The organism is Streptomyces sp. NPDC059582 (genome assembly GCF_042735715.1).
Lineage (GTDB): Bacteria > Actinomycetota > Actinomycetes > Streptomycetales > Streptomycetaceae > Streptomyces.
Genome location: NZ_JBHWCC010000001.1, coordinates 1 through 26,156, shown reverse-complemented (window position 1 = coordinate 26,156; position 26,156 = coordinate 1). Strand labels below are relative to the sequence as shown.

Genomic DNA, 26,156 nt, shown 5'->3' with positions numbered 1-26,156 from the left:
GGCCGCGTGATGAGGAATCCTGTGAACATGTCCCGCGATCACCTGTCGGCCGAGCGCCCCGCCAGCGGTGCCGAGCCGTCGGCCCACGGCGCCGACGCGCCGTTCCTGGAGCTGCTGGCCCGCGGCGCGGCCGTCGACGCCTACGAACGGCCGGTGCTGCTCGCCCGCGCCGCCGGGGCGCCGGCCGAGCGGATCGCCGAACTCGAACACGCCAAGCTGCTCGCCCTGCGGGTGCGCTCGGAGCTGGAAGGACGGCGCAGGCGCGAGGCCGAGCTGTCCGCGCTCTTCGAGACCGCGCACGACCTGGCCGGGCTGCGGGACCTCGACGCCGTCCTCCCGGCGATCGTCCAGCGCGCCCGGTCGCTGCTCGGCACCGACGTCGCCTACCTCAGCCTGAACGACCCGGCCAGGGGCGACACGTACATGCGCGTGACCGAGGGCTCGGTCGCGGCCCGCTTCCAGCAGTTGCGCCTCGGGATGGGCGAAGGCCTCGGCGGCCTGGTCGCCCAGACCGCCCGCCCCTACGTCACCGACGACTACTTCCGCGACGGCCGCTTCCAGCACACGTCCGCCATCGACGCGGGCGTACGGGACGAGGGCCTGGTCGCCATCCTCGGCGTGCCCCTGATGCTGGGACCGCACGTCATCGGCGTCCTGTTCGCCGCGGACCGCCGGGCCCGTGTCTTCGAGCGGGAACAGATCGCGCTGCTCGGCTCGTTCGCCGCCCTCGCCGCGGCCGCCATCGACACCGCCAACCTGCTCACCGAGACCCGCTCCGCCCTCGCCGACCTGGAACGGGCCAACGAGATCATCCAGGACCGCAGCGGGGTCATCGAGCGCGCCTCCGACGTCCACGACCGGCTCGCCGAACTCGTCCTGCGCGGCGGCGGCGTGCACGACGTGGCCGCCGCGGTCTCCCAGGTCCTGGACGGCACGGTCGAGTTCACCGAGTCCGCCGACACCCCGGCCCGGGCGCTGGAGGCGTCCCGCGCCGAAGGGCACGCGGTACGCCACGGGACGGACTGGATCGCCGCCGTGACCGCCGGCGGCGAACTGCTCGGCGCGCTCGTGCTGCATGGCCACCCGGGCCTCGACCCGGTCGACCAGCGCACCCTGGAACGGGCGGCGATGGTCACCTCGCTGCTGCTCCTCGCCCGGCGCTCGGCCGCCGAGGCCGAACAGCGTGTGCGCGGCGAACTCCTCGACGACCTGCTGGACGCCCGCGACCGCGACCCCCGTCTGCTGCGTGACCGCGCGTCCCGGCTGCACGCCGACCTCGACGCCACCCACGTCGTGCTCGCCGCCCGTCTCGACGGCACCACGGCCGACGCCGACCAGGAGGCGGCCGCCCGTCGGCGCCTGTGGTCGGCGGCATCCCACCTCGCCGCCACCCGCCAGGGCCTGGCCGCGGCCCGCGACGGCGGCACCGTCTTGCTGCTGCCCCTCGCCTCGGGGGACACCGTCACGGACCTCGCCCGCCGCACCGCACGGCAGCTGGGTACGGCCGTCCACGAAGCCGTCACCGTCGGCGCCTCCGCACCGGTGGACGACCTCGCCGCGCACCCGGACGCCGTGGCCGCGGCGTACGCGGAGGGCCGGCGCTGCCTCGACGCCCTCCGCCTCCTCGGCCGCAGCGGCGACGGCGCGGCCGCCGACGACTTCGGCTTCCTCGGGCTGCTCCTGGCCGGCGACCGGGACATAGCCGGCTTCGTCGACCGCACCGTCGGCCAGGTGGTCGACTACGACGAGCGGCGCGGCACCGAACTGCTGCACACCCTCGACGCGTACTTCGCCTGCGGCATGAGCCCGGCCCGTACCAAGGACGCACTGCACGTCCACGTCAACACGGTCGCCCAGCGACTGGAGCGGGTCGGTCGGCTGCTCGGCGACGACTGGCAGGGTTCGGCCCGTGCCCTGGAGATCCAACTCGCCCTGCGCCTGCACCGGTTGTCGGGCGCGGGCCGCCCCTGACCCCGAGGGGCCAGGGGCGTACGGCGGTCCGGTACGTCAGACGCTGTGCGCGTCCGCCGGAGCGGTCGAGGGCTCGGTCCCGGCGGCGGACTCGACCGCCGAGAGGTCGCGCAGGCGGGTCTCCTTGGCCACCGCCACGGCGACCACCGTCAGGACGACCGCGGCGATCACGTACAGGGCGATCGGAGTCGAGCTGTCGTAGTCGGCCAGCAGCGCGGTGGCGATCAGCGGCGCCGGCGCGCCCGCGGCGACGGAGGCGAACTGGGCACCGATGGAGGCACCGGAGTAGCGCATCCGGGTCGCGAACATCTCGGAGAAGAAGGCGGCCTGGGGCGCGTACATCGCCCCGTGCAGCACGAGGCCCACCGTCACCGCGAGGACGAGGCTGCCGAAGTCGCCGGTGTCGACGAGCGAGAAGAAGGGGAACATCCACAGCCCGACACCGACCGCGCCCAGCAGGTACACGGGCCGACGGCCCACGCGGTCCGACAGCGCGCCCCACGCCGGAATGACCGCGAAGTGGACGGCCGAGGCGATCAGCACCGAGTTGAGCGCGGTCTGCTTGGAGACGCCGGCCGAGGTGGTGGCGTAGACGAGGATGAAGGCGGTGATGACGTAGTAGCTGATGTTCTCGGCCATGCGCGCACCCATCGCCACCAGGATGTCGCGCCAGTGGTACCGCAGCACGGACACGAGCGGCAGCCGCTCCACTTCGTCGGTGTGCGTGGCCTTGCGGACCTCTGCCTGTGCCAACGCCTGCTGGAAGACGGGCGATTCATCGACAGACAGACGAATCCACAAACCGACGACGACGAGAACACCGGACAGCAGGAACGGGATCCGCCAGCCCCAGCTGCCGAAGGCGTCGTCCGAGAGCACGGCGGTCAGCAGGGAGAGCACGCCGGTCGCCAGGAGCTGCCCGGCGGGCGCTCCGGTCTGCGGCCACGAGGCCCAGAACCCGCGCCGCCGCGCGTCCCCGTGCTCGGACACCAGCAGCACGGCGCCGCCCCACTCACCGCCGAGCGCGAACCCCTGCACCAGGCGCAACGCGGTCAGCAGCACCGGGGCGGCCGCCCCGACGGTCGCGTGCGTCGGCAGCAGCCCGATCGCGAAGGTGGCCCCGCCCATCAACAGCAGGCTCAGCACGAGCAGTTTCTTGCGTCCGAGCCGGTCGCCGTAGTGCCCGAACACCAGCGCGCCCAGCGGCCGGGCGGCGAACCCGACGGCGTACGTCAGGAACGACAGCAGCGTTCCCACCAGCGGGTCCGAGTCCGGGAAGAACAGCTTGTTGAAGACCAGCGCGGCGGCGGAGCCGTAGAGGAAGAAGTCGTACCACTCGATGGTGGTGCCGATGAGGCTGGCGGCGACGATGCGCTTGAGGTTGGAGGGTGTCGGGGGAGCGGATGCTGCTGAGGCCATGTGCGCCACTTCCTCGGTGCGGTGGGGACGGGTACGTGTCGGCACACCGTAGGAAGCCGCAGGTCTCGCGCACATGTGGTGGGACTACATAGTTCGGGGGAGAGGTGTACGTGATACGCCCATGCCTGCCTCGCGGGTCCAGAGGCGCGGGCGCAGCTGCGGGGAGCGGCAGACGCGGGCACAGCGCCTGCCGGGCGGCATCGACTGGCTCGGTATGGCACGACACGGCCGTCGCCGCCACAGAAGCCGTGCCGACGCGGTCCGGCGCATGCCGGCGGACCGGTGCGGCGCACCGGCGGGCCGTCATGGTGTCAGTGGCCGGCCTCCCGGGTGGGGCGGCCGAGGTAGAAGTCCTTGCGTGCGGCCACGAACGCCTCGGCCGACCGGGCCGGTACGCCGGTCACGCGTTCGACGTCGTCGGACGCACGGTCGTAGCGGTTCTCTCGGTGCAGCCGGGCCATGGTGGCGATGTGCTGTTCGGTGTGCGGTGGCAGCCCCGCCTTGGCGAGCACCTCGGCCCGCCACCGGTCCAGCGGCATGTCCACATAACTCACCGTCCGCCCCAACCCCCGGGAGAACTCCTCGGCCATCTCGATCATGTCGAGCGTGCGCGGCCCGGTCAGCTCGTAGACCCCGCCGACGTGCGGGGCCGGGTCGCGCAGCACGGTGGCGACCACCCGGGCGACGTCGTCGACGGCGACCGGCGAGGTGCGCCCGCTGCCGAAGGGCAGCACGATCGTGCCGTTGTCCTGGATCGACCGTGCCGCCAGCGTGGTGAACAGCGGGTTGTCCAGGAACGCTGTCGGCCTGATGTGCACCACCGGCAGACCCGACCAGTCCAGCACCTGCTCGGCCAGCCAGTGCAGCCGCTGCTGGTTCGACTCCGTGGTGCTGGTGGCGGTCATCTGCGACACCGTCATCTGGGACATGTCGACCAGGCCGTCCAGTTCCCCGTACTCGCGCGCCACGGAGGCCACCACGGTCGTCGCGAGGACGTGGTCCGGGGACACGGGCATCGCGAAATACATTCTCGCGACACCCCGCAGCGCCGCCGCGACGCTCTCGGGCCGGGTCAGATCGCCGATGACGACCTCCGCGCCGAGGGCGCGCAGCGCTGCCGCGCGGTCGTCGTCGCGGCGGACCATCGCGCGCACCGGCACGTCCCGCGCGCGCAGCTGTTCGAGGACGCCACGGCCGACGTCACCGGCGTTGCCGACGAGAACGAGGTTGCTGGTAGCCATCGGTCGAACTCCTTCTGAATCGGCTGAACGGCTGATCGGGGGTGCGATCAGGCTGATCGGGCGTGCGATCACCGGGTCGGAGCCGGCGGCGCGGCCTCAGGCCGGGGCCGCGGCGCGCTGCCGGGTCAGGCGCGAGCGCATGCCGAGCAGCAGCGCGGCGATGACGGCCCACAGTGCGAGTGTGAGCACAGGGACCGCCGCGTGCGCGCCGTCGAAGTAGCTCAGGTCGGTGACGGCGCGGACGGCGGCGCCCGGCGGCAGCAGCGCGGAGACGGTTCGGGCCGCGGCGGGCAGCAGGTCGGCGCCGATGGTGGCGCCGCTGGTGGCGTTGCCGACGGTGAGGAGCAGAAGGGTGGCGACGGGTACGCCGACGGGGCCGAGGTAGGTTCCCAGCAGCTTGGTGGTGAACGCGGCGGCGGCGGCCAGCAGCGCGAGGGTGAAGATCAGCGGCAGGACCGGGGCCGGGACCGCTCCCAGCACGGGGCCGGCGATGATCGAGGCGACCGAGCCGATCGCGACGGAGGCACCGGCCAGCAGCCAGAACCGGTGGCGCAGGAGCAGCAGACCGGCCAGGCCGAGAACGTTCGAGCCGAGGACGAAACCGGCCAGAGTCACCCCGAAGGCCATGTAGAAGCCGGCCAGTCCTCGTGCGTCGTAGTGGTCGAAGGGGACGACGTCCTCGGTGGTGACGCGCTCGCCCGCACCGTGGGCGTAGGCGCCGACGAGGGACTTCACCACCGTCGTCGTGGACGTGCCGTTGGCGCCCGCCACCTCCAGGCGCAGCTGGTGCGGGCCCTCGGCGCTGAGCGCGGCGACGACGTCGTGGCCCTCCAGCGCCTGGCGGGCCGCCTGGGCGTCGGCGACCGGGCGGACCTCGACGCTGTCGCCGAGGGCCTCGTGGATCGCGTCCGGCAGGCCGGGCCCGGCGACGGCGAGCGGGATCTGATGCGGCTGCGGGTTGCGCTGAAGGCCGACGTAGCAGCTGACGAAGGCCGTCGCGACGATCAAGGCGATCACGGCCGGCTGGAGCCAGGCCCGCACCGGCGGCCGGTGACGGGCGGCGTGACGCCGGTGCTGCGAGGCCGCAGCGGCGGAGGTCTGCTCGCGCTCGGGGGCGGATCCGACAGGGGTTTGCATACGGGGGCTTTCTGGGGAGGGGGGTGCGGCGCGGCACAGTTTCGGCCGGGGGCAGGCGTGACACGGGCCGCCCGGGTCACCATTAGGAGCATATGCTCCTAATGATGCGAGGGCAAACTCCGGCGGCAGATTAGGAGCATAGGCTCGTATCATGGACGGGCGACCCTGGAGGAGACCATGACCCCTGCGCCGACGACCCCCGCGCCCACGCGCTCCACCGAATTCTGCAACAACCTGGCACTGCGCAAGGCGGCTCGGTACCTCAGCGCGACCTACGACAAGGCCCTCGCCCCGGTCGGTCTTCGTGCCACGCAGTTCAGCATCCTGCAGAAGCTCAACGCGCACGGCGAGACGACGATCACCAGCCTCGCCGACATGATCGCCATGGACCGTACGACGATGGCGTCGAACCTCAAGCCGCTCGTGCGGGACGGCCTCGTCACCGTCGAGCCGTCGGCGGCCGACCGCCGTGCGCGGATCGTCACCATGACACCGGACGGCCACGCGCGGCTGAAGGCGGCGCTGCCGCTGTGGAGCGTGGTGCAGACCCGGTTCGAGGAGAGCTACGGCGCCGACGACGCGGCCCGGCTGCGTGCGGCGCTCGCGGCCGTCCTCGACACCGGCTTCCAGCCCTGGGCCGAGTGAAGCCCTGGCCCGCGGTGCCGGCGCCCTACCGAAGGCCTAGTCGCGACGGCGAGCGTCGAGGGCCTCGTCCAGTGTCGTCGCGGCCATGATGAGGGAGAGATGGGTGAAGGCCTGCGGGAAGTTGCCGAGTTGCTCGCCGCTCGGGCCGATCTCCTCGGCGAACAGGCCGACGTGGTTCGCGTACGTCTGCATCTTCTCGAAGGTGTAGCGGGCCTGGGAGAGGCGCCCCGCGCGGGCGAGGGCGTCGACGTACAGGAACGTGCACAGGCTGAACGTTCCCTCGGAGCCGCGCAACCCGTCGGGGGAGGCCTCGGGGTCGTAGCGGTAGACGAGGCTGTCGGACACGAGGACGCGGTCGATGGCGTCGAGGGTGCTGAGCCAGCCGGGGCTGCGGGGGGACAGGAATCCGACCCGGGGTGCCAGCAGCAGGGAGGCGTCGAGGACGTCACCGTCGTAGTGCTGGACGAGGGCCTCCTGCTTCGTGCTCCAGCCGCGCTCCATGACCTGTTCGAGGATCGTGTCCCGGGCCCGGGTCCACAGCGCGGTGTCGGCGGGTCTGCTGAACTCGGCCGCCAGCTTCAGACCGCGGTCGAAGGCGGCCCAGCACATCACCCGGCTGTAGGTGAAGTCCTTGCGGCCGCCCCGGGTCTCCCAGATGCCCTCGTCGGGACGGTCCCAGGAGTCCGCGAGCCAGTCCAGGGTCGCGGCCAGGCCCTTCCATCCGTGGTATCCCGACTGTTCGCCGACCGCCCGGCCCTCGGCCAGGGCGTAGAGGGCCTCGCCGTAGATGTCGAGCTGGAGCTGCTCGGTGGCCGCGTTGCCGGCCCGGACCGGGTACGAGCCGCGATAGCCCTCGAAGTGCTCCAGGATCTCCTCCGTCAGCAGCGGGTCGCCGTCGACCCGGTACATGATCTGGAGGGGTTCGTCGCCCGGCCCCTCGCGGTCGTGCAACCGGTCGCCGAGCCAGCGGGTGAAGTGCGTCGCCTCCTCCACGAAGCCGAGGTCGAGCAGTGCCCGCACCGACAGGGAGCCGTCCCGCACCCAGGTGTACCGGTAGTCCCAGTTGCGCTCACCGCCGACCCGCTCGGGCAGTCCCATCGTGGCGGCGGCCACCGGTGCGCCGGTGGGAGCGTAGGTGAGGAGCTTGAGGGTGATCGCGGAGCGGTGCACCGTCTCCGTCCAGCGGCCGCGGTAGCGCGAGGTGCGCACCCACTTCTGCCAGAAGTCGACGTTCTCCCAGAGCGCCTCGGTGATCCGTTCGGTGGTGGGAGGCGGCGGCGGCTCCGCGCCCGGAGCGCACGCGGTGAACACCACGGCGGCCGACTCGCCGTCGCTGAGGGTGACGGCGCCGCGTACGTCCTGCCCGTCCGGTTCGAGCGGGAAGGTGCTCTGGAGGTAGGCCATCGTCCCCGGAGCCCGGAACGTCGCCGTGCCGGGCGTCACCTCCAGCTCGTGGGCGGCCCGCGCGTAGTCGAACCGCGGCCGGCACTCGAGAACGAAGCGTACGCTGCCGCGCACCGCGCGGACGACACGCACCAGGCTGTGCCGGTCGTTCGGCGTCAGGCCCGTGTGGACCGGCATGTGGTCGATGATCTCGCCGACGCCGTCGGGTGACATGAAGCGGGTCACCACGACGGCGGTGTCCGGGTAATAGAGCTGCTTCCAGGTCCCTTCGGGGCTCTCGGGCGCGAGCAGGAAATATCCGCCGCCGTCGTGGTCGAGCAGGGCGGCGAAGATGCTCGGAGAGTCGAAGCGTGGGGCCGCGAACCAGTCGATCACCCCGTGCGACGACACCAGCGCGGCGGTCTGGAGGTCACCGACCAGCCCGTGGTCGGCGATGGGCGGATAGCGATCCATGCTTGCTCTCCTTGGCGGGCCGCCGCAGGCGACACACGGGTCGGCTGCGGGCCGCCCGACTTGGAACACGCCGACGCCGTCACCGTCGACTCGGCCCTCCCGCCGCCGCGTTCGGCCGACCGTCGAGAGACACCTTCAGCCGCGGCACCCGGCCGACGGCTCCCACGCGGTGAGCCCGCACCACGCGCGGTACGGCGACCCGGCCTCGGGAAGGGGTGACGGTCGCGCCGATCGGGAGGCGCGGAAGGGTGTGGCGTCGGAGGGGCCGAGCGGGTGCCGGTGTCCGGCGTCGCCGGGGGACCGGCGCTGCCGGGAGAAGAGGACGTCCGAGGCAACCACCAAGGTATCCCCGGGTGATGTCCCCGGCGAGTCGGCCTCGGAGCTCTCGGGTGTCGGCGATGCCTCGGAGCTCTCCGGTGACGGAATGCCCCGCAACTCGGGTGACGGCGATGACGACGCACAGTCCGACCGGCCGTGACGGACCGACATGCGGCGCCTGCGCTCCGATGCTGCAATGGACTGCGGGGCAGGGAGAACGCCGTGACCACCCAAGGGGTGACATCGTGGGCGAAGAATCTGTCGAAATGGGACCGATCGACTACGTCGTGGTCGAGTTTCCCGGCAACCGTATGACCGGCGAGGGTTTTCCCATCCTGGTCGATCTGGTGGACCGCGGCCTCATTCGGATTCTCGATCTGATTTTCGTCGGCAAGCGGTCGGACGGATCCGTGGTCGGTCTGGAGATCGCCGACCTCGCCGACGACGGAGCCCCGGAGCTGGCCGTCTTCGAGGGCGCGTCCTCCGGCATCCTGGGCCAGGACGACATCGAGGAGGCGGCCGCCGTGCTGGCACCCGGCAACTCCGCCGGAATCCTCGTCTACGAGAACCTCTGGGCGGCGCCCTTCGCCGCCGCCCTGCGCCGGGGCGGTGCGCAGATGATCGCCTCCGGACGGATCCCGGTGCCGGCCGTCCTGGCCGCGCTGGACGCGACGGACGCCGAACGCCGCTGAGGTGGGCGGCGGTCCCGCGAGGCTGAGGTGCGACGGTTTCCGCGCGGTGTTCCAATGGACGTGGATGTCTCACATGGACACGAATGCTCACGCGGCGGTGTTTCGTACGCCTCCTGGGAGAAGGGAAACCACCGTGCCAGGTCTTCTCCGCGGGGTCGCCCGCACAGCCGCGGTGGCCGGTACGGCCACTGCCGTGTCGAACCGTGTGTCGCGCCGCCAGCAGGGCCGCTGGGCTCGGCAGGAGGTCCAGCGCGGCGCGCCGCAGCAGCCCGCGCCCGCTGTCGCGCCCCCTCCCGTGGCATCCGATCCGCTCGATCCCGCCGACAGTATGAGCATCAAGATCGATCAGCTGAAGGAGCTGGGGGACCTCAAGGCGGAGGGCGCCCTCACCGAGGCCGAGTTCGCGGAGCAGAAGCGCAGGATCCTCGGCTGACCCGGCCGCCGGCTCCGCCGCACGACATCAGGCTCCCGACGACCTTCGCGCCACCGCGCGGTCGGTCGTCGGGAGCCTGATGTCCGCTGTCCTGTCGCCGCTTACCTGGCGGTGCCGAAGTCCTGGGTCCAGTAGCTGTCGGGCTCGGCGAGGCCGACGCCGATCTCCTTGAACGAGCAGTTGAGGATGTTGGCCTTGTGGCCGGGGCTGGCCATCCAGCCGGCCATGACCTGCTCGGGACCGGCGTAACCGTAGGCGACGTTCTCGCCGTAGGTGCTCCAGGTGTAACCGGCGGCGGTGATCCGCTCACCCGGGTCGGAACCGTCGGAGCCGGTGTGCGACATGTTCCGGTGGGAGGCCATGTCCGCACTGTGCGCCTGCGCGGCCTTGGTCAGGGTCGCGTTCAGGGTCAGGGCCGGGCAACCGACCTTGCCGCGCTCCGCGTTGACGAGCTGGACGACACGAGCGACGTCACCGGAGGCGCTGGCCGTGGGGGACGGGGTGCTCGTGGCCGTGGGCGCCGTGGAGGTGGGGGCCGCGGACGTGGGCGTGGAGGGGGCGGCGGGCGTGGAGGGGGTGGAGGGAGTCGTGGGGGTGGCGGTCTGCGGAGGGCGGGGGGCCTTGGTGGTCCAGGGCCTGGGGGCCGCGGTCGTCGTGGTGCCGGAAGGCGCGGCGTGCCAGTGCTTCGGCGCGGGGTGCCGGTGCTTCGGCGCAGTGGTCCGGTGCTGCGGCGCGGCGATCGTCGAAGGGCTCGCGGCGGCCGCCGTCCGCGGTGCCGCCGAAGCGGGCGCGTTGACGTCGACGCCGCTCCAGTCGTGGTCCCAGGCGGCCTCGCCCCGCCAGAACGTGGACGCGGGCCGCGCGGCGGCGGTGGAGATCTGCTCTCCTCCGCCGTTCGGCCAGTCGGTGCAGGCCATGGCGACGGACGGTACGCCCACGGTGCCCACGGCGATGACGGCGACGGCTATCCGTCGGAGGTGGTTGATCTTGCGATGGTTCCCCATGAGAGACCTCACTCGGTAGTCGCGGAGCGCCCCTTGTGCGGCGGCTGGCTCTGCGCAGACTCCGCTCCTGAGCTGCGAAGACGTCCTGAGGTTCGTCATTCTTAGGAAGTCCTCACATCGAGCGCAAAGGGTCTTCGTACTACCCCGCTTCGTAGGGACCCAAGACCCTTGCCAGGGGCGTGCGGGCGTGCTGTCACGGCCTGCGCGTACGCGGGGGAGGGCCTGTCGCCGCGTCAGAAACCGTTGTGAGGCCGAGCGAGGGTGAAATCGCCTGCTGTGGGGAATGTCGTCCCGTCCGGTGTGATAAGCGCCCAGGTCAAGCCGGACAAATCCCATATGTCGCCAGAGCGGCATCTACTATTCGGCACGCCTAGTGCGTGGAGCCGATATGAGGCATGTCACGGAACCGCAGCCTCCGGTTTTTGCTCGGCCTCGGTCTCGGCCGGCGCGATCGGTCGCCGGGGCCGGTCTCCGGGGCCGGTCTCCGGGGCCGGTCTCCGGGGTCGGCCGCACGGGGTCGGTCGCGCGAGTCGATCACTCGGGTCGGCCGCACGGGGTCGGTCGCGCGAGTCGATCACTCGGGTCGGCCGCACGGGCCGGTTGCGAGGGTCGGTCAGGCGAGGCCGCCGCCGGAGCCCGTCCCGGTCCGTGGCGGCGCGTGCTTTCAGGTGACCTCACAGCCTGCCTCCGCGGCCGATCGGCCCGGCGTGACCGACGATCGGACCCGATCGCTCCCCGGGGTGTGTCACTGGAACGGCCCATTCAGACGTCCCGCCGGATCCGGATCGCTGGTAGCAAGAAGACTGAGGGTCGATATGTAGGACTTTGTTCCTTATGCCGCGAGGAGGCGGTCCCATGACTGCAGCAACGCCGAACCCGGTCGACGCTGCGGACGGCGGAAATGCGCCCGCAGACGAGGCACCCACGATCCACATTCTCTGGATCAACGCAGGTCTGAGCTGTGACGGCGACTCGGTCGCACTGACGGCGGCGATGCAGCCGAGCATCGAGGAGATCGTGCTCGGCGTGCTGCCCGGCCTGCCGAAGATCGCTGTGCACTGGCCGTTGATCGACTTCGAGTGCGGCCCGGTCGGCGGCGCGGACACGTTCATCGAGTGGTTCTTCAAGGGTGAGCGGGGCGAGATCGACCCGTTCGTGCTGGTCGTCGAGGGGTCCATCCCCAATGAGGCGATCAAGCCCGAGGGCTACTGGTGCGGCTTCGGCGACAACCCGGAGACCGGCCAGCCGATCACGACCAGCGAGTGGATCGACCGCCTCGCCCCGAAGGCGCTCGCCGTCGTCGCCATCGGCACCTGCGCCACCTACGGCGGCATCCACGCGATGGCCGGCAATCCGACCGGTGCCATGGGTGTGCCCGACTACCTCGGCTGGGACTGGACCTCGCAGGCCGGCATCCCCATCGTGTGCGTCCCGGGCTGTCCGATCCAGCCCGACAACTTCTCCGAGACGCTCACGTACCTGCTGTACCAGGCGGCCGGTGCCGCCCCGATGATCCCGCTCGACGACAAGCTGCGCCCGACCTGGCTGTTCGGTGCCACCGTGCACGAGGGCTGCGACCGCGCCGGGTACTACGAGCAGGGCCAGTTCGCCGAGACGTACGACTCGCCGAAGTGCCTGGTCAAGCTCGGCTGCTGGGGTCCGGTCGTCAAGTGCAACGTGCCCAAGCGCGGCTGGATGAACGGCATCGGCGGCTGCCCGAACGTGGGCGGCATCTGCATCGCGTGCACCATGCCCGGCTTCCCCGACAAGTTCATGCCCTTCATGGACGAACCGCCCGGGGCCAAGGTGTCCAGCACCGCGAGCGGTGCCTATGGCGCCGTGATCCGCAAGCTGCGGTCCGTGACGGCCCGGACCCTGGACAAGGAGCCCAAGTGGCGCCACACCGGGGAACGCATCACCACCGGATACCGGCCCCCGTGGTGAGCCCCCGCGGTACGTGAGCCCCTGACCCGACTCACCCCCCACTCGCGCGCAACGAAGGGCACGGCACACAGAGATGGCACCGACGACAAAGGCGGCCGGCGACGGCAGCGGCCTGGTGGAGATGGCCTGGGACCCGATCACCCGGATCGTGGGCAGCCTGGGCATCCACACCAAGATTGACTTCAAGCAGAAGCGGGTCGCGGAGTGCTACAGCACTTCGTCGGTCTTCCGCGGCTACAGCGTCTTCATGCGCGGCAAGGACCCGCGGGACGCGCACTTCATCACCAGCCGCATCTGCGGCATCTGCGGTGACAACCACGCCACCTGCTCGGTGTACGCGCAGAACATGGCGTACGGCGTGAAGCCCCCGCACCTCGGCGAGTGGATCATCAACCTCGGCGAGTCCGCGGAGTACATGTTCGACCACAACATCTTCCAGGAGAACCTGGTCGGGGTCGACTACTGCGAGAAGATGGTCAAGGAGACCAACCCCGGCGTCCTCGAACTGGCCGAGCGCACCGAGGCACCCCACGCGGCGGACCACGGCTACCGCACGATCGCCGACATCATGCGCTCGCTGAACCCCATCGAGGGCGAGTTCTACCGCGAGGCCCTCCAGGTCAGCCGCTACACCCGGGAGATGTTCTGCCTGATGGAGGGGCGCCATGTGCACCCCTCCACGCTCTACCCGGGCGGCGTCGGCACGATCGCCTCCGTGCAGCTCTTCACGGACTACCTCAGCCGCCTCATGCGGTACGTGGAGTTCATGAAGCGCGTGGTGCCGCTGCACGACGACCTCTTCGACTTCTTCTACGAGGCGCTGCCCGGGTACGAGGAGGTCGGCCGCCGGCGCGTCCTGCTCGGCTGCTGGGGCGCGCTCAACGACCCCGAGTACTGCGACTTCACGTACGCCAACATGACGGACTGGGGCCGGCGGATGTTCGTCACGCCCGGTGTCGTCGTGGACGGCAAGCTGGTCACCAACGACCTCACCGAGATCAACCTCGGCATCCGCATCCTGCTCGGCAGCTCCTACTACGAGGACTGGCAGGGGCAGGAGCAGTTCGTCACCCACGATCCGCTCGGCAACCCGGTCGACCCGCGCCACCCGTGGAACCAGCACACCATCCCCGCCCCGCAGAAGCGGAACTTCGACGACAAGTACAGCTGGGTCATGTCGCCCCGCTGGTTCGACGGCAAGGACCACCTCGCGCTGGACACCGGCGGCGGTCCCATCGCCCGCCTGTGGTCCACCGCCCTGTCCGGGCTCGTCGACATCGGCTACGTGAAGGCCACGGGCCAGAGCGTGGTCATCAACCTGCCGCGCACCATGACCAAGCCGGAGACCACTTTCGAGTGGAAGATCCCGAAGTGGTCCAACGCGCTGGAACGCAACCGCGCGCGCACCTACTTCCAGGCGTACGCCGCCGCAGTCGCCCTGCACTGCGCGGAGCAGGGGCTGGCCGAGGTCCGCGCCGGACGCACCCAGACCTGGGAGAAGTTCGAGGTCCCGGACGAGAGCATCGGCTGCGGGTTCACCGAGGCCGTCCGAGGCGTCCTCTCCCACCACATGGTGATCCGGGACGGCAAGATCGCCAACTACCACCCGTACCCGCCCACCCCCTGGAACGCCAGCGTGCGCGACTCCTACGGCACCCCGGGCCCGTACGAGGACGCCGTGCAGAACACCCCGATCTTCGAGGAGAACACCCCGGAGAACTTCAAGGGCATCGACATCATGCGCGCCGTCCGCAGCTTCGACCCCTGTCTGCCGTGCGGCGTCCACATGTACGTCGGCGGCGGCAAGACCGTACAGAAGATGCACGTACCCACCGGGCTGAGCGGACTGGGCGGTTGAGCGCGGTGGAGGCGAGGAACGAGGCGGTGCACGCGGTGAGCGCGGAACAGACCGGACGCCGGGTCGAGGAGGTGCTGGACCGGCTGGCGGCCACCGGGGACGGGGCCGCCGCCGCGGCGGCGGAGGAACTCGTCCGGTCCCTCATGGACTTCTACGGCTCCGGCCTGTCCCGCGTCGTCGAGCTGCTGTCGGCGACCGGTGACCGGCGCCCCGCGGGCGACCCGCTGGCCGCCCTGCTCGGCGATGAACTGGTGGCGAGCCTGCTCGTCCTGCACGACCTCCATCCCGAGGACCTGGACGCGCGGATCGCCCGGGCCCTGGGCGCCGTACGGGACCAGGACCTGGAAGTCGTGGACTTCGACGAGCCCAGCGGGACCCTGCGGCTGCGGGCCGCCGCGGCGGGCTCGGGATGCGGCTGCGCCGCCGCCACCGCACCGCCCGCCCGGCAGGCCGTCGAGAACGCCCTCGCCTGCTTCGCCCCGGAGGTGACGGCGGTCGACATCCAGGCCGCCGCCCCCGCCGGACCGGCGCTGCTCCAGATCGGCGACCGCCCCAAGAGCGCCCCCATGGCGGCGAAGACACCATGAGCGCATCCCCGACACCCCTCGTCCGGCCCCCCGGACCGGCTTCGCGCGCCGCGGGCGGCCTGCGCAGGTTCCTGACCGAGCGGCCGCCCCGGCCGGAGCGCTGCGAGCTGTGCGCGGCGCCGGTGCCCGAGGCGGACCACCGGCACCTGGTCGACATCGAGCAGCGGGCCCTCGTCTGCGCCTGTACCGCGTGCGCCCTGCTGATGGAACAGCCGGGCGCCGCCGCGGGCCGTTTCCGCGCGGTCCCGGACCGGTATCTCACCGACCCGGAGCACCGCCTCGACGACAGCGCGTGGGACTCGCTCCAGATCCCGGTCGGCGTCGCCTTCTTCTTCCGCAACGCGGCCCTCGACCGGCTCGTCGCCCTCTACCCGAGCCCCGCCGGGGCCACCGAGAGCGAACTCGAACCGGCGGTCTGGACGGCGGTCCTCGGCGACAGCCGCCTCGCCGCACTGCTCGAACCCGACGTGGAGGCCCTGCTGCTGCGGCGCACCGAGGGCCGCTGCGAGTGCTACCTCGTACCCGTGGACATCTGTTACGAACTGGTGGGCCGTATGCGGCTGTTGTGGCAGGGCTTCGACGGCGGGGCCGAGGCCCGGTCCGCCCTCGACGCGTTCTTCGCGCACGTCGCGAAGCGGGCGCGAGCGGTCGGCGAGGCGGGCCGGTCGTGACGGAGTTCTCCTTCGCGTGCACCGGAGTGCGCGCCGACCGGTACGCCGCCGGACCGACCCTCGTCTTCCGGCTGCGCGTCACCGCCGCCGACGACGCCCGTGTGCACGCCCTCGCGCTGCGCTGCCAGATCCGCATCGAGCCGGCCCGGCGCGGCTACGAGCCCGCCGAGGCCGACGGACTGAAGGACCTGTTCGGTGAGCGCTCACGCTGGGGCAGCACCCTCCAGCCGGTGCAGTTCGCGCAGGTCTCGGTGATGGTGCCCAGCTTCACCGGCGAGACCGAGACCGACCTCGTCGTGCCCTGCACGTACGACATGGACGTCGCCGCGACCCGTTACCTGGACGCCCTCGACGGCGGCGAGGTCCCGCTGCTGATGCTCTTCTCCGGTACGGCGTTCACCGGGGCCGCCGGGTTCCGGGTCGAGCCGGTGCCGTGGGACCGGGAGACCTCCTTCAGGATGCCGGTCACGGCATGGCGGGAGATGGTCGAACAGCACTTCCCCGGCTGCGGCTGGATCCGGCTGCCCCGCGACACCATGGACGCCCTCCTCGCCTACCGCTCACGGCGGGCACTGCCCTCCTGGGAGGCCACCCTGCTGGCGCTCCTCGACGAAAGCGGCACCGCCGACCGCACGGCCGGCCATGCCCGGCCGGACGCGCCGCGTACGGACCCGTTCGCGGCGCTGACGCGCGGCACCGGAAGGACGGCCCCGTGACCGTGACCGCGTTCACCCCGGCCGTCGAGGAACGGTTCGCCCTGGCCCGCAAGGTCGCCGACGCCGTTCTCTTCGAGGGCTATGTGCTCTACCCGTACCGGGCCTCGGCGGCCAAGAACCGGCTGCGCTGGCAGTTCGGGGTGCTCGTCCCGCCCGCCTGGGGCGCCGAGTGCGAGGAGCACGAATTCCAGCACACCGAGTGCCTGATGGAGCCGAAGGCGGGCGCGGCCCTGGCGGTCGAACTGCGCTTCCTGCACGCCCGGCGGCGCGTCGTGCAGCGGATCCGCCCGGACGGCGGCTTCGACACGGTGCCCGAACTGCGCCTGGACGACAGGGTCCTGGTCCCCTGGGACGAGGGGAGCGAGGAGCACGTCGAGGTCGTCGCGCCGGTGGAGGACCTCCTCGGCGACGGCGTCACGGTGCCCTTCACCCGCCCCGCCCGGGAGGAGACCGAGCCCGTCCTCGACCCGTCGGGTGAGACCGTCGGCCGCCTGGTCCGCCGCTGCGAGGAGATCCGCGGCACCGTCCGGCTGTCGGCCCGCGAACTCGACGGCCCCTACCGGGCGATGCGGCTGACCGCCGTCGTCGAGAACACCAACCCCTGGACGCCCCCGGAGGGCCGGACCGCCGACCGGGACGCGGCGCTCCCGCACTGTCTGGTCGCCGCACACCTCCTCATGGGCCTGAGCGCCGGGTCGTTCCTGTCCATGACGGATCCGCCGGAGTGGGCGAAGGGCGCCGTCGCGTCCTGCCGCAACCTGCACACCTGGCCCGTGCTCGCCGGTGAACCCGGCCGCGGGGACCTGGTGCTGTCCTCGCCGATCATCCTGGACGACCATCCCGCGATCGCCCCGGAAAGCCCGGGAGCGCTCTACGACGCCACCGAGATCGACGAGATCCTGGCGCTGCGCACCGCGGCCCTCACCGACGAGGAGAAGCGCGAGGCCCGCGGGACCGACGAACGGGCCGCCGCGGTGATCGACCTGGCGGACTCGATGCCCCCCGAGGTCCTGGAACGCCTGCACGGGGCGGTACGGGGCCTGCGCGAGGTGACCGGGCCCGGCCCGGCGAACCCGGTCGGCGCCGCGGGCCCGGGGTTCCCCGACGAACACGGCGTGCAGCGCCAGGACACCCCGTGGTGGGACCCGGCGAGCGACGCCGGCTTCGACCCGGCGCGGGACCGCGTCGTCGTGGACGGCCGATCGTTGGGCGCGGGCAGCCGCGTACTGCTCCGCCCGGGCCTGCGCCGCACCGACGCGCAGGACCTCTTCCTGCACGGCCGCAGCGCGACGGTCGAGGCGGTGCTGCACGACGTGGACGGCGGGGTGCACCTGGCCGTCACGGTCGAGGGCGATCCGGGCGCCGACATCCGCCGTGAACAGGGCCGGTTCCTGTACTTCCAGCCCGACGAGGTCGCACCGCTGGAGGACGCGTGACCACCTCCCCACCGCCGGCTGCGAAGACCCTGGTCGCGGGCATCGGGAACATCTTCCTCGGCGACGACGGCTTCGGCGTGGAGACCGCGCGCCGGCTCACCGAGCGGCACCTGCCCGCGCACATCGAGGTCGCCGACATCGGCGTACGCGGAGTGCACCTCGCCTACCAGCTCCTGGACGGCTACGACACCCTCGTCCTCGTGGACGCCACGGCACGCGGCGAGGCACCCGGCACGCTGTACGTGATCGAGCACGACGGCAGCGCGGCGCACGACCCCGCCGGGACCCCCGCGCTCGACGGCCACCGGATGACCCCCGACACCGTCCTGGCGCTGCTGGGCACGCTCTGCGCCGGAACCGGCGGGCAGCCGCCCCGGCGCACCCTGATCGTCGGATGCGAACCCTCCTCGGTGGAGGAGGGCATCGGTCTCAGCGGCCCGGTCTCCGACGCCGTACCGCGGGCCGTCCGGCTGATCGAGGAGTTGCTGTCGGCCGACGGGCCGAGAGAGTCCGCGCCGCGGACCACGGCCGGCCAGGCCGCCGAACGAGTCGCCAAATGACAGGAGAGCACGGGATGAAGAAGGCCATCATGGGCGGAGCGGGTGCCGTCGTCGTCGCCGCCCTCGTCAAGCAGGTCCTTCCCGACATCATGCGCTACCTGCGGATCCGCAGGATGTGACCCGTCGGCGCGCGACGGACACGGCGCCCGGTCCGGTGCGCCGTGCCGTTACGTCGAACGGCGGACCCCGCCACTCCGTGACGGCGTGCCGGGCCCCCGGGCACCGGCCCCTCGCCTGTAATGAGGGCCGAGGGCCGAGCCACGGCACCGGCCCGCGGGAGAACGGGTACCGATGCACGAGATGTCCATCGCGCTGGCGGTGATCGACCAGGTCGAGCAGGCCGCACGGCAGGCCGGCGAGGTCACGGCGGTGCGATCGGTACGCCTCCAGGTCGGCGAACTGGCCGGTGTCGTACCCGACTCCCTCTCCTTCTCCTTCGAACTGGCCTGCGCCGGGACCCTCCTGGAGGGCGCCGAGCTCGTCACCGACGCGGTACCGGGCCGAGCCCGCTGCGCACCCTGCGCACACGAGTGGGCCGTCGGCATGCCGCCCCGGCTGAGCTGTCCGGAGTGCGGCGGGACCGACACCGATCTGCTGGCCGGCCGGGAACTGCAGATCGTCAGCGTGCACTGGGACGACGGCCGGTCGCACGCACAAGACCGCGAACCGATCCCCGAGGAGCGCTGAAACCATGTGCCGTGTGGTCGACCTGCAACAGGCCGTACTGGCCAGGAACGACGCGGGCGCGCAGAACCTGCGCGCGGAGATGACCGCGCGCGGGACCGCGGTCGTCAACATCCTCTCCAGCCCCGGCAGCGGCAAGACCGCGCTGCTGGAGAGCGAACTGCTGCTGGCACGCCGACGGTCGGTGCCCGTCGTGGCGCTGACCGCGGACCTCGCCACCGAGAACGACGCGACGCGGCTGGCGCGTTCGGGCGTCCCGGTCAAGCAGATCCTCACCGACGGTCTGTGCCACCTGGAGTCCGAGATGCTCGCCGGGCACCTTCGCGGATGGCTGCCCGACGACACCCGGCTGCTGTTCGTGGAGAACGTCGGCAACCTCGTCTGCCCCGCCACCTACGACCTCGGCGAGACACTGCGCGTCGTCCTCGCCTCGGTGACCGAGGGCGAGGACAAGCCGCTGAAGTACCCCACCGCCTTCGGTCTCGCCCACCTGGTACTGGTCACCAAGACCGACATCGCCGAGGCCGTCGAGTTCGACGAGGCGGCGTTCCGCGCGCACGTCGAGCAGGTCAACCCCGGAGTCGAGGTGGTGCTGACCTCCGCCCGGCGCGGCCGGGGAGTCGGCGCGCTGCTCGACCGGGCGCTGGCGGCGGCGGACGGCGCGCCCGTGCACCGACCCGTCATGGCTCGCACGGCGGACACTCACCACCACTCGCCCCCGCACTCCCACCCGCACACCGGCGCCGTGGCCCACACCCACCCGTGAGCACCGCGCCGTCCGCGCCCGCGGTGGCAGGCGACCCGCCGCAGCGCCGTCGCGTCACCGTCCGGGGCGTGGTCCAGGGCGTCGGCTTCCGGCCCTACCTCTACGGCCTCGCCACCGCCCTCGACCTGTCCGGCCATGTGACCAACACCCCGGAAGGCGTCGTCGCCGAGATCGAGGGAGCGCCCACGGCGGTGGCCCGGTTCTGCGAGCGGATCGCCGTCCAGGCGCCACCGCTGGCCCGGGTCGAGTCGGTCGAGCACCGGGAGGTACCGGTCGCGGGGGGCACCGCGTTCACCATCCTGGCCTCACACACCGGCGGCCCCGCCCGAACCCTGGTCTCGCCGGACACGGCCACCTGCGCCGACTGTCTGCGCGAACTGGCGGACCCGGCCGACCGCCGCCACCGCCACCCGTTCGTCAACTGCACCCACTGCGGACCACGCTTCACGATCGTCACGGGTGTGCCGTACGACCGGGCACACACCACCATGGCGGGCTTCGCGATGTGCTCCGACTGCGCCCGGGAGTACGCGGATCCGGCCGACCGCCGCTTCCACGCGCAGCCGGTCGCGTGTCCCGCCTGCGGTCCGCGGCTTCGGCTGTTCGTGCCGCGACCGGCTCCCGGCGGGCGGGCCGCGACCGTCGCCGGGACGGACCCGGTGGCCGACGCCCGCGCCCTGCTGGCGGAGGGCGCCGTCCTCGCGGTCAAGGGCCTGGGCGGCTACCACCTCGCCTGTGACGCCTCGAATCCCGACGCCGTCGCCCTGCTGCGCCGCCGCAAGGCCCGCGGCGACAAACCGTTCGCCGTCATGGCGAGGAGCGCGGACGACGTCCGGCACCTCGTCCGCATCGGTCCCGAGGAGCGGGCCCTGCTGGAGGGCGGCGCCCGGCCCGTCGTGCTGCTGCGCCGCCGCACCGACCCGGCACCGCAGCCGCAGGCTCCGTACCCGGCCGCGGCCGTCGCGCCCGGCAGCCCCGACCTCGGCGTGATGCTGCCGTACACGCCCGCGCACCACCTGCTGCTCGGTCTGCCCGGCGACCCCGAAGGACCCCGGCTGCTGGTCATGACCAGCGGCAACGTGGCCGGTGAGCCGATCGTGACCGACGACGGCGAGGCGCTGCAACGGCTGGCGCACCTGGCCGACGCCTGGCTCGCCCACGACCGGCCGATCCGCGTGCCGTGCGACGACTCCGTCGTACGGATCTGCGACCGAGAACCCCTCGTGATCCGGCGCGCCCGGGGCTACGCGCCGCTTCCCCTGTCGCTCCCGGTGCCGGTGCGCCCCGCGCTCGCCGTCGGCGGGGATCTGAAGAACGCGTTCTGCGTCGGGGAAGGACGCCGGGCATGGCTGTCCGCGCACATCGGCGACATGGACGAACTGAGCACCCAGCGGGCCTTCGAGCGCGCCGCGGCACACCTGGAGTCGATCACCGGGGTACGGCCGGGGCTGCTGGCGGCCGACCGGCATCCCGGCTACCGCTCCGCCGGGTGGGCCGACCGCAACGCGGCCGGACGGACCGTCGTACGCGTCCAGCACCACCACGCCCACATCGCCGCCGCCATGGCCGAACACGGGCTGGACGGCGGCCGTCCGGTGATCGGCGTCGCCTTCGACGGCACCGGCCACGGGGACGACGGCGCGGTGTGGGGCGGGGAGATCCTGCTCGCGGACTACGACGGTTTCACCCGGTTCGGGCAGCTCGCGTACGTCCCGCTGCCCGGTGGCGACACCGCCGTACGCCGGCCGTACCGCATGGCGCTCGCGCACCTGAGCGCGGCAGGTATCGACTGGTCCGACGACCTGGCCTGCGTCACCGCCTGCCCGGCGGACGAACGCCGGGTGCTGCGCACGCAGTTGGCGCGCGACCTCAACTGCGTCCCCACCTCCAGCATGGGACGGCTCTTCGACGCCGTGTCGTCGCTCGTGGGCGTGTGCCACCGGGCCGGATACGAGGCCCAGGCGGCCGTCGAGCTGGAGGCCGCCGCCCTGCGCGCACCCGCACAGGACACCGACACCACCGCCTACGCGTTCGGCCTGCGGCTTCCCGAGCCGGACGGCGACGGCCCCGTACGGGCCGACCCGGCGCCCGTCCTCGCGCAGATCGTCGAGGACCTGCGGGCGGGTACGGATCCGGCCCTCGTCGCCGCCCGCTTCCACCGGGCCGTCGGCGCTCTCGTCCACGCGATGTGTGTCCTGGCCCGCGAGCGGCACGGGCTGGACACGGTCGCCCTCAGCGGCGGGGTGTTCGCCAACACCCTGCTCTCCTCGGCCTGCGCCACGGCGCTGCGCGCGGACGGGTTCACGGTCCTGCGCCATCACCTGGTCCCGCCCAACGACGGCGGACTGGCCCTCGGCCAGCTGGTGGTGGCCGCCCGCGCCGGCGCCCTCCCGGAAGGCACCGACCGACAACTGCCCCGGTAGCACCGGGCGACGCACACGACCCACAGCGAGGAGAGGCCCATGTGCCTGGCGGTACCCGGCCGAGTGCTGGACATCGAGGAACGCGACGGTACCCGGATGGCCAACGTCGACTTCGGCGGCGTGGTCAAGGAGGTGTGCCTGGAGTACCTGCCCGACCTCCAGGTCGGTGAGTACGCCATCGTCCACGTCGGCTTCGCCCTGCAACGGCTGGACGAGGAGTCGGCGAAGCGGACGCTGGAACTCTTCGCCACGCTCGGCATGCTGCAGGAGGAGTTCGGCGACCCCTGGGAAGCCGCCGCGGGCGGAGCCACCCCGCCCATGCCCGGGCACGCCGTCGAGGAGGCGTCCAAGTGAAGTACATCGACGAGTTCCAGGACCCGGAACTGGCCCGCCGGCTCCTCGACGACATCCACTCCACGGTGACCAGGCCGTGGGCTCTGATGGAGGTGTGCGGCGGACAGACCCACACCATCATCCGCCATGGCATCGACCAACTCCTGCCGGACCAGGTCGAACTGATCCACGGCCCGGGCTGTCCCGTCTGCGTCACCCCGCTGGAGGTCATCGACAAGGCACTGGAGATCGCCTCCCGCCCCGGGGTGATCTTCTGCTCCTTCGGCGACATGCTGCGGGTGCCCGGAACCGGCCGGGACCTGTTCCAGGTACGCGGCGAGGGCGGCGACGTACGCGTCGTCTACTCGCCCCTCGACGCCCTGCGGATCGCCCAGCAGAACCCGGACCGCGAGGTGGTGTTCTTCGGCATCGGCTTCGAGACCACGGCGCCGCCCAACGCCATGACGGTGTACCAGGCCCGCAAGCTCGGCATCCGGAACTTCAGCCTGCTGGTGTCCCACGTCCGGGTGCCCCCCGCCATCGAGGCGATCATGACCTCCCCGAGCTGCCGGGTCCAGGGCTTCCTGGCGGCCGGTCATGTGTGCAGCGTGATGGGCGTGCGGGAGTATCCGGAACTGGCCGAACGCCACCGGGTGCCGATCGTCGTCACCGGATTCGAGCCGCTGGACATCCTGGAGGGCGTCCGCCGGACCGTCCGCCAGCTGGAACGCGGCGAGCACACCGTCGACAACGCCTACGCCCGCGCCGTCCGCCCGGAGGGCAACCCGGCCGCCCAGGCCATGCTGGAGGACGTCTTCGAGGTCACCGACCGCGCCTGGCGCGGCATCGGCGTCATCCCCGACAGCGGCTGGCGGCTGTCCCCGAAGTACCGGGCCTACGACGCCGAGCACCGCTTCTCCGTCACCGGCATCCGCACCCTCGAACCGAAGGAGTGCCGCAGCGGCGAGGTCCTGCAGGGCCTGCTGAAGCCGCACGAGTGCGAGGCGTTCGGCACCCTCTGCACACCCCGCACCCCGCTCGGCGCCACCATGGTCTCCAGCGAGGGCGCCTGCGCCGCGTACTACCTCTACCGGCGACTGGACATCCCCACCGCGCCCCGGGAGGCGAGCCCCGTTGTCTGAGATCACCCTCGACCCCGCAGCCTGGTCCTGCCCGGCTCCGCTGCGGGACCGGCCCCGGGTCGTCATGGGCCACGGCGGCGGCGGGGCACTCTCCGCCGAACTGGTGCGGGACATCTTCGCGCCCGCCTACGGGGGCGAGGTCCTCGCCGGGATGGGCGATGCCGCGGCCCTCACCCTGGGCGGCGTACGACTGGCTTTCTCCACCGACACCTTCGTGGTGCGACCGCTCTTCTTCCCCGGCGGCAGCATCGGCGATCTGGCCGTCAACGGCACCGTCAACGACCTCGCCATGAGCGGAGCCCGCGCGGCCTACCTGTCCTGCGGGTTCATCCTGGAGGAGGGCGTCGAACTGGACGTGGTCGACCGGGTGGCCCAGGCGCTCGGCGCCGCGGCGCGCGCCGCCCAGGTCGAGGTGGCGACCGGCGACACCAAGGTGGTGGAGGCCGGTCACGGCGACGGGATCTTCATCAACACCGCGGGGATCGGGCTCATCCCGCAGGGTGTCGACCTGCGGCCGCAGCGGGTCGTCCCCGGCGACGTCGTGATCGTCAGCGGGGCCATCGGCGTCCACGGCGTGGCGATCCTGAGCGTCCGTGAGGGCCTGGAGTTCGGGGTGGAGCTGGAGAGCGACTGCGCGGCGCTCGGCGGTCTCGTCGACGCCATGCTCGCGGTCACCCCGGATCTGCACGTGCTGCGCGATCCCACCCGCGGCGGTCTGGCGGCGTCGCTCAACGAGATCGCGGCGGCCTCCGGCGCGGGTGTCGTCGTCCGGGAGCGGGACCTGCCCGTCCCGCCGGCCGTGGCCAACGCGTGCGCCATCCTGGGCCTGGACCCCATGTACGTCGCCAACGAGGGCAAGTTGGTGGCCTTTGTGCCGCGTGAGCACGCCGACGCGGTCCTGGCGGCGATGCGCGCCCACCCGCTGGGCGCGGACGCCGTGATCATCGGCGAGGCCGTCGAGGAGCACCCGGGCATGGTGGTGGCCCGTACCGGGCTGGGCGGCACGCGCGTGGTCGACCTTCCGATCGGGGAGCAACTGCCCCGGATCTGCTGACGACGGACCGGGCCCTCGTGCGGGGGCCCGGGCGGCGTGCACCTCCGTCACCGCGGTCGGCGGAGGGCGGCCGGGGCGAGCCGGGGAGTGGTCAGACGCCCGCGAGCGGCCCAGGCAGTGGCGCCGGGGCGGCCCGGCGCGCACGCACCCAGCCGAACAGCACCACCGAGCACACGGCCGCGATCGCGCACCAGGTCGAGATGAACTCCATCCGCCACAAGGCCCAGCAGACCGCCGCGCCCACCGCGACCAGGATCCCCAGCACCAGCAGCCGTCGGTCACCGGACAGCAGCAGCGAGCCCACGGTGGCCAGCAGATAGCCCGTGACGAGCGGCGGCGCGTGGGAGAGGCCGAGGACGTAGCCGACCGTATGACCGCGGATCTCGGCCCTCACCGGGCCGGTGGCCACGGCGTGTGCCAGCACCGCGGAGGTCGCGGCTCCGGCGGCGAGCGGGAGGAGCAGTCGGCGGCGGGCGTGCGGCGGGGCGGCGCACATCACCCCCACCGGCACCCACACCGCCAGCAGGGGCAGGGCGATGACGGCCCAGACGACGGTGGCGGGCCCGCTGCCTCTGCCCGCGTCCCAGAGCAGCGACTCGGTGATCTGGTGGGCTCCGAGCAGCAACGGCAGGGCGGCCAGGGGCAGATCCCGGGGCCTGCGCACCTGCGCCGCACAGGCCGCGCCGACCGCCGTGACACCGGCGCCCGCGACGAGATCGGCCGTCGCACTCCAACACATCACGCCACCATGGGATTCACCGTCGGTTCCTTCCTCTCCGTCGCGGGCAACGCTACGTCCCTGCCCGCCCACGGTCCCGGTGACACGACAGCCGGATCACCGGTTGATGCCCTCCGTGGTGGGGCCGTCGGTGTCCGGCGCCGCCGAGGATGATTGGCTGGCCCCGGTCACCACACCACAACCCGGCCCGGCCGGACCGCAGGAGGACTTCGCCACCATGAGCAGCCCCTACACGTACGAGTACAAGGTCGTCACCTTCCGGGAGTCGCTGATCGGCGACGCGCTGGACAGCGACAAGCTGGAGAAGGTGCTGAACAAGCACGCCGAGGACGGCTGGGGCCTGAAGGCCATCACCTCCGCCGACGTCAAGGGCCGCATAGGTCCCGGAGCCGTCGAGGGGCTGCTGCTGACCTTCGAGCGTCCGCGCCGGTAGCCACCCCCGGAGGCCGAACCGCCGCCTCCGGCACCGGGCCCCCGGGGCGGGCCGGGTCCGCCGACTCGGCGGTCGCGGCCCCGCCCCGGGGCC

The 26,156-nt window shown here is 72.3% G+C and carries 25 protein-coding genes; 19 read left to right on the top strand and 6 right to left on the bottom strand.

Annotated features, from left to right (window positions below; all coding sequences use genetic code 11):
• Window positions 1–27: 27 nt before the first annotated feature.
• Window positions 28–1,971 carry a helix-turn-helix domain-containing protein gene (locus ACFV0T_RS00125; RefSeq protein WP_385772689.1) on the top strand — a complete coding sequence of 648 codons (1,944 nt, stop codon included), beginning with the start codon at window positions 28–30 and terminating at the stop codon, window positions 1,969–1,971.
• Between the two features lie 36 nt (window positions 1,972–2,007).
• Here the strand turns inward: ACFV0T_RS00125 and ACFV0T_RS00120 are convergent, their stop codons facing one another.
• From ACFV0T_RS00120 to ACFV0T_RS00110, 3 genes are all read right to left on the bottom strand, one after another.
• Window positions 2,008–3,390 (bottom strand): MFS transporter, encoded by a 1,383-nt coding sequence (locus tag ACFV0T_RS00120; RefSeq protein ID WP_385772687.1) that lies wholly within the window; start codon window positions 3,388–3,390, stop codon window positions 2,008–2,010.
• A gap of 311 nt (window positions 3,391–3,701) precedes the next feature.
• Window positions 3,702–4,631 (bottom strand): NAD(P)H-binding protein, encoded by a 930-nt coding sequence (locus tag ACFV0T_RS00115; protein WP_385772685.1) that lies wholly within the window; start codon window positions 4,629–4,631, stop codon window positions 3,702–3,704.
• Between the two features lie 96 nt (window positions 4,632–4,727).
• Window positions 4,728–5,768 (bottom strand): hypothetical protein, encoded by a 1,041-nt coding sequence (locus tag ACFV0T_RS00110; RefSeq protein ID WP_385772683.1) that lies wholly within the window; start codon window positions 5,766–5,768, stop codon window positions 4,728–4,730.
• A 177-nt stretch (window positions 5,769–5,945) separates the two neighbouring features.
• On the opposite strand from ACFV0T_RS00110, the gene ACFV0T_RS00105 reads away from it, so the two are divergent.
• Window positions 5,946–6,413 (top strand): MarR family winged helix-turn-helix transcriptional regulator, encoded by a 468-nt coding sequence (locus tag ACFV0T_RS00105; protein WP_385772681.1) that lies wholly within the window; start codon window positions 5,946–5,948, stop codon window positions 6,411–6,413.
• 36 nt (window positions 6,414–6,449) lie between these two features.
• Here ACFV0T_RS00105 and ACFV0T_RS00100 read toward each other — a convergent pair whose 3' ends face one another.
• The gene (locus ACFV0T_RS00100) at window positions 6,450–8,270 is read right to left on the bottom strand and encodes a glycoside hydrolase family 15 protein (RefSeq protein WP_385772679.1); all 1,821 of its coding nucleotides are present in this window, start codon (window positions 8,268–8,270) and stop codon (window positions 6,450–6,452) included.
• A 584-nt stretch (window positions 8,271–8,854) separates the two neighbouring features.
• On the opposite strand from ACFV0T_RS00100, the gene ACFV0T_RS00095 reads away from it, so the two are divergent.
• Both ACFV0T_RS00095 and ACFV0T_RS00090 read left to right on the top strand, forming a co-directional pair.
• A complete protein-coding gene (locus tag ACFV0T_RS00095; protein ID WP_385773401.1) occupies window positions 8,855–9,280 on the top strand; it encodes a DUF6325 family protein in 426 nt (141 codons plus the stop codon).
• Between the two features lie 133 nt (window positions 9,281–9,413).
• The gene (locus ACFV0T_RS00090; RefSeq protein ID WP_385772677.1) at window positions 9,414–9,713 is read left to right on the top strand and encodes an SHOCT domain-containing protein; all 300 of its coding nucleotides are present in this window, start codon (window positions 9,414–9,416) and stop codon (window positions 9,711–9,713) included.
• 101 nt (window positions 9,714–9,814) lie between these two features.
• On the opposite strand, the gene ACFV0T_RS00085 is transcribed toward ACFV0T_RS00090, so the two are convergent.
• Window positions 9,815–10,717, bottom strand: a complete 903-nt coding sequence (locus tag ACFV0T_RS00085; protein ID WP_385772675.1) for a CAP domain-containing protein — start codon at window positions 10,715–10,717, stop codon at window positions 9,815–9,817.
• A gap of 855 nt (window positions 10,718–11,572) precedes the next feature.
• Here ACFV0T_RS00085 and ACFV0T_RS00080 point away from each other — a divergent pair.
• The 14 genes from ACFV0T_RS00080 (at window position 11,573) to hypE (ending at window position 24,891) form a co-directional block, all read left to right on the top strand.
• The gene (locus tag ACFV0T_RS00080; RefSeq protein ID WP_385772673.1) at window positions 11,573–12,661 is read left to right on the top strand and encodes a hydrogenase expression protein HypE; all 1,089 of its coding nucleotides are present in this window, start codon (window positions 11,573–11,575) and stop codon (window positions 12,659–12,661) included.
• 73 nt (window positions 12,662–12,734) lie between these two features.
• Window positions 12,735–14,519, top strand: a complete 1,785-nt coding sequence (locus tag ACFV0T_RS00075; RefSeq protein ID WP_385772671.1) for a nickel-dependent hydrogenase large subunit — start codon at window positions 12,735–12,737, stop codon at window positions 14,517–14,519.
• 26 nt (window positions 14,520–14,545) lie between these two features.
• Window positions 14,546–15,106, top strand: a complete 561-nt coding sequence (locus tag ACFV0T_RS00070) for a hypothetical protein (protein ID WP_385773399.1) — start codon at window positions 14,546–14,548, stop codon at window positions 15,104–15,106.
• Window positions 15,103–15,777 carry a DUF5947 family protein gene (locus tag ACFV0T_RS00065; RefSeq protein WP_385772669.1) on the top strand — a complete coding sequence of 225 codons (675 nt, stop codon included), beginning with the start codon at window positions 15,103–15,105 and terminating at the stop codon, window positions 15,775–15,777. Before ACFV0T_RS00070 ends, ACFV0T_RS00065 begins: the two co-directional genes overlap by 4 nt.
• Window positions 15,774–16,493 (top strand): DUF6084 family protein, encoded by a 720-nt coding sequence (locus ACFV0T_RS00060; protein ID WP_385772667.1) that lies wholly within the window; start codon window positions 15,774–15,776, stop codon window positions 16,491–16,493. The genes ACFV0T_RS00065 and ACFV0T_RS00060 overlap by 4 nt, the downstream gene beginning before the upstream one ends.
• On the top strand, window positions 16,490–17,929 hold the full coding sequence (locus tag ACFV0T_RS00055; protein WP_385772665.1) for a hypothetical protein: 1,440 nt from the start codon (window positions 16,490–16,492) through the stop codon (window positions 17,927–17,929). The genes ACFV0T_RS00060 and ACFV0T_RS00055 overlap by 4 nt, the downstream gene beginning before the upstream one ends.
• Window positions 17,926–18,489, top strand: a complete 564-nt coding sequence (locus tag ACFV0T_RS00050) for a hydrogenase maturation protease (RefSeq protein ID WP_385772663.1) — start codon at window positions 17,926–17,928, stop codon at window positions 18,487–18,489. The genes ACFV0T_RS00055 and ACFV0T_RS00050 overlap by 4 nt, the downstream gene beginning before the upstream one ends.
• A 14-nt stretch (window positions 18,490–18,503) precedes the next feature.
• Window positions 18,504–18,608: a DUF6893 family small protein gene (locus ACFV0T_RS00045; RefSeq protein WP_385772661.1), complete on the top strand. Its 105-nt coding sequence runs from the start codon at window positions 18,504–18,506 to the stop codon at window positions 18,606–18,608.
• Window positions 18,609–18,780: 172 nt separating this feature from the next.
• A complete protein-coding gene (locus ACFV0T_RS00040) occupies window positions 18,781–19,176 on the top strand; it encodes a hydrogenase maturation nickel metallochaperone HypA (protein WP_385772659.1) in 396 nt (131 codons plus the stop codon).
• Between the two features lie 4 nt (window positions 19,177–19,180).
• Complete coding sequence (gene hypB / locus ACFV0T_RS00035; protein WP_385772657.1) at window positions 19,181–19,939, top strand: hydrogenase nickel incorporation protein HypB; 759 nt, start codon at window positions 19,181–19,183, stop codon at window positions 19,937–19,939.
• On the top strand, window positions 19,936–22,362 hold the full coding sequence (hypF, locus tag ACFV0T_RS00030; protein ID WP_385772655.1) for a carbamoyltransferase HypF: 2,427 nt from the start codon (window positions 19,936–19,938) through the stop codon (window positions 22,360–22,362). The genes hypB and hypF overlap by 4 nt, the downstream gene beginning before the upstream one ends.
• 39 nt (window positions 22,363–22,401) lie before the next feature.
• Window positions 22,402–22,716: a HypC/HybG/HupF family hydrogenase formation chaperone gene (locus tag ACFV0T_RS00025; protein WP_385772653.1), complete on the top strand. Its 315-nt coding sequence runs from the start codon at window positions 22,402–22,404 to the stop codon at window positions 22,714–22,716.
• Window positions 22,713–23,837 (top strand): hydrogenase formation protein HypD, encoded by a 1,125-nt coding sequence (gene hypD / locus ACFV0T_RS00020; protein WP_385772651.1) that lies wholly within the window; start codon window positions 22,713–22,715, stop codon window positions 23,835–23,837. The genes ACFV0T_RS00025 and hypD overlap by 4 nt, the downstream gene beginning before the upstream one ends.
• Complete coding sequence (gene hypE / locus ACFV0T_RS00015; protein WP_385772649.1) at window positions 23,830–24,891, top strand: hydrogenase expression/formation protein HypE; 1,062 nt, start codon at window positions 23,830–23,832, stop codon at window positions 24,889–24,891. Before hypD ends, hypE begins: the two co-directional genes overlap by 8 nt.
• Window positions 24,892–24,982: 91 nt before the next feature.
• Here hypE and ACFV0T_RS00010 read toward each other — a convergent pair whose 3' ends face one another.
• Window positions 24,983–25,630, bottom strand: a complete 648-nt coding sequence (locus ACFV0T_RS00010; protein WP_385772646.1) for a DUF6629 family protein — start codon at window positions 25,628–25,630, stop codon at window positions 24,983–24,985.
• A 106-nt stretch (window positions 25,631–25,736) separates the two neighbouring features.
• Between ACFV0T_RS00010 and ACFV0T_RS00005 the strand changes: the two genes are divergently transcribed.
• Complete coding sequence (locus ACFV0T_RS00005; protein ID WP_385772644.1) at window positions 25,737–26,063, top strand: DUF4177 domain-containing protein; 327 nt, start codon at window positions 25,737–25,739, stop codon at window positions 26,061–26,063.
• Window positions 26,064–26,156 lie beyond the last annotated feature (93 nt).

Coding starts and splice junctions, on each gene's coding strand:
- ACFV0T_RS00125 (WP_385772689.1), top strand. CDS start 28: ATGTCCCGCGATCACCTGTCGGCCGAGCGCCCCGCCAGCGGTGCCGAG.
- ACFV0T_RS00120 (WP_385772687.1), bottom strand. CDS start 3,390: ATGGCCTCAGCAGCATCCGCTCCCCCGACACCCTCCAACCTCAAGCGC.
- ACFV0T_RS00115 (WP_385772685.1), bottom strand. CDS start 4,631: ATGGCTACCAGCAACCTCGTTCTCGTCGGCAACGCCGGTGACGTCGGC.
- ACFV0T_RS00110 (WP_385772683.1), bottom strand. CDS start 5,768: ATGCAAACCCCTGTCGGATCCGCCCCCGAGCGCGAGCAGACCTCCGCC.
- ACFV0T_RS00105 (WP_385772681.1), top strand. CDS start 5,946: ATGACCCCTGCGCCGACGACCCCCGCGCCCACGCGCTCCACCGAATTC.
- ACFV0T_RS00100 (WP_385772679.1), bottom strand. CDS start 8,270: ATGGATCGCTATCCGCCCATCGCCGACCACGGGCTGGTCGGTGACCTC.
- ACFV0T_RS00095 (WP_385773401.1), top strand. CDS start 8,855: ATGGGACCGATCGACTACGTCGTGGTCGAGTTTCCCGGCAACCGTATG.
- ACFV0T_RS00085 (WP_385772675.1), bottom strand. CDS start 10,717: ATGGGGAACCATCGCAAGATCAACCACCTCCGACGGATAGCCGTCGCC.
- ACFV0T_RS00080 (WP_385772673.1), top strand. CDS start 11,573: ATGACTGCAGCAACGCCGAACCCGGTCGACGCTGCGGACGGCGGAAAT.
- ACFV0T_RS00075 (WP_385772671.1), top strand. CDS start 12,735: ATGGCACCGACGACAAAGGCGGCCGGCGACGGCAGCGGCCTGGTGGAG.
- ACFV0T_RS00065 (WP_385772669.1), top strand. CDS start 15,103: ATGAGCGCATCCCCGACACCCCTCGTCCGGCCCCCCGGACCGGCTTCG.
- ACFV0T_RS00045 (WP_385772661.1), top strand. CDS start 18,504: ATGAAGAAGGCCATCATGGGCGGAGCGGGTGCCGTCGTCGTCGCCGCC.
- ACFV0T_RS00040 (WP_385772659.1), top strand. CDS start 18,781: ATGCACGAGATGTCCATCGCGCTGGCGGTGATCGACCAGGTCGAGCAG.
- hypB (WP_385772657.1), top strand. CDS start 19,181: ATGTGCCGTGTGGTCGACCTGCAACAGGCCGTACTGGCCAGGAACGAC.
- ACFV0T_RS00025 (WP_385772653.1), top strand. CDS start 22,402: ATGTGCCTGGCGGTACCCGGCCGAGTGCTGGACATCGAGGAACGCGAC.
- ACFV0T_RS00010 (WP_385772646.1), bottom strand. CDS start 25,630: ATGTGTTGGAGTGCGACGGCCGATCTCGTCGCGGGCGCCGGTGTCACG.
- ACFV0T_RS00005 (WP_385772644.1), top strand. CDS start 25,737: ATGCCCTCCGTGGTGGGGCCGTCGGTGTCCGGCGCCGCCGAGGATGAT.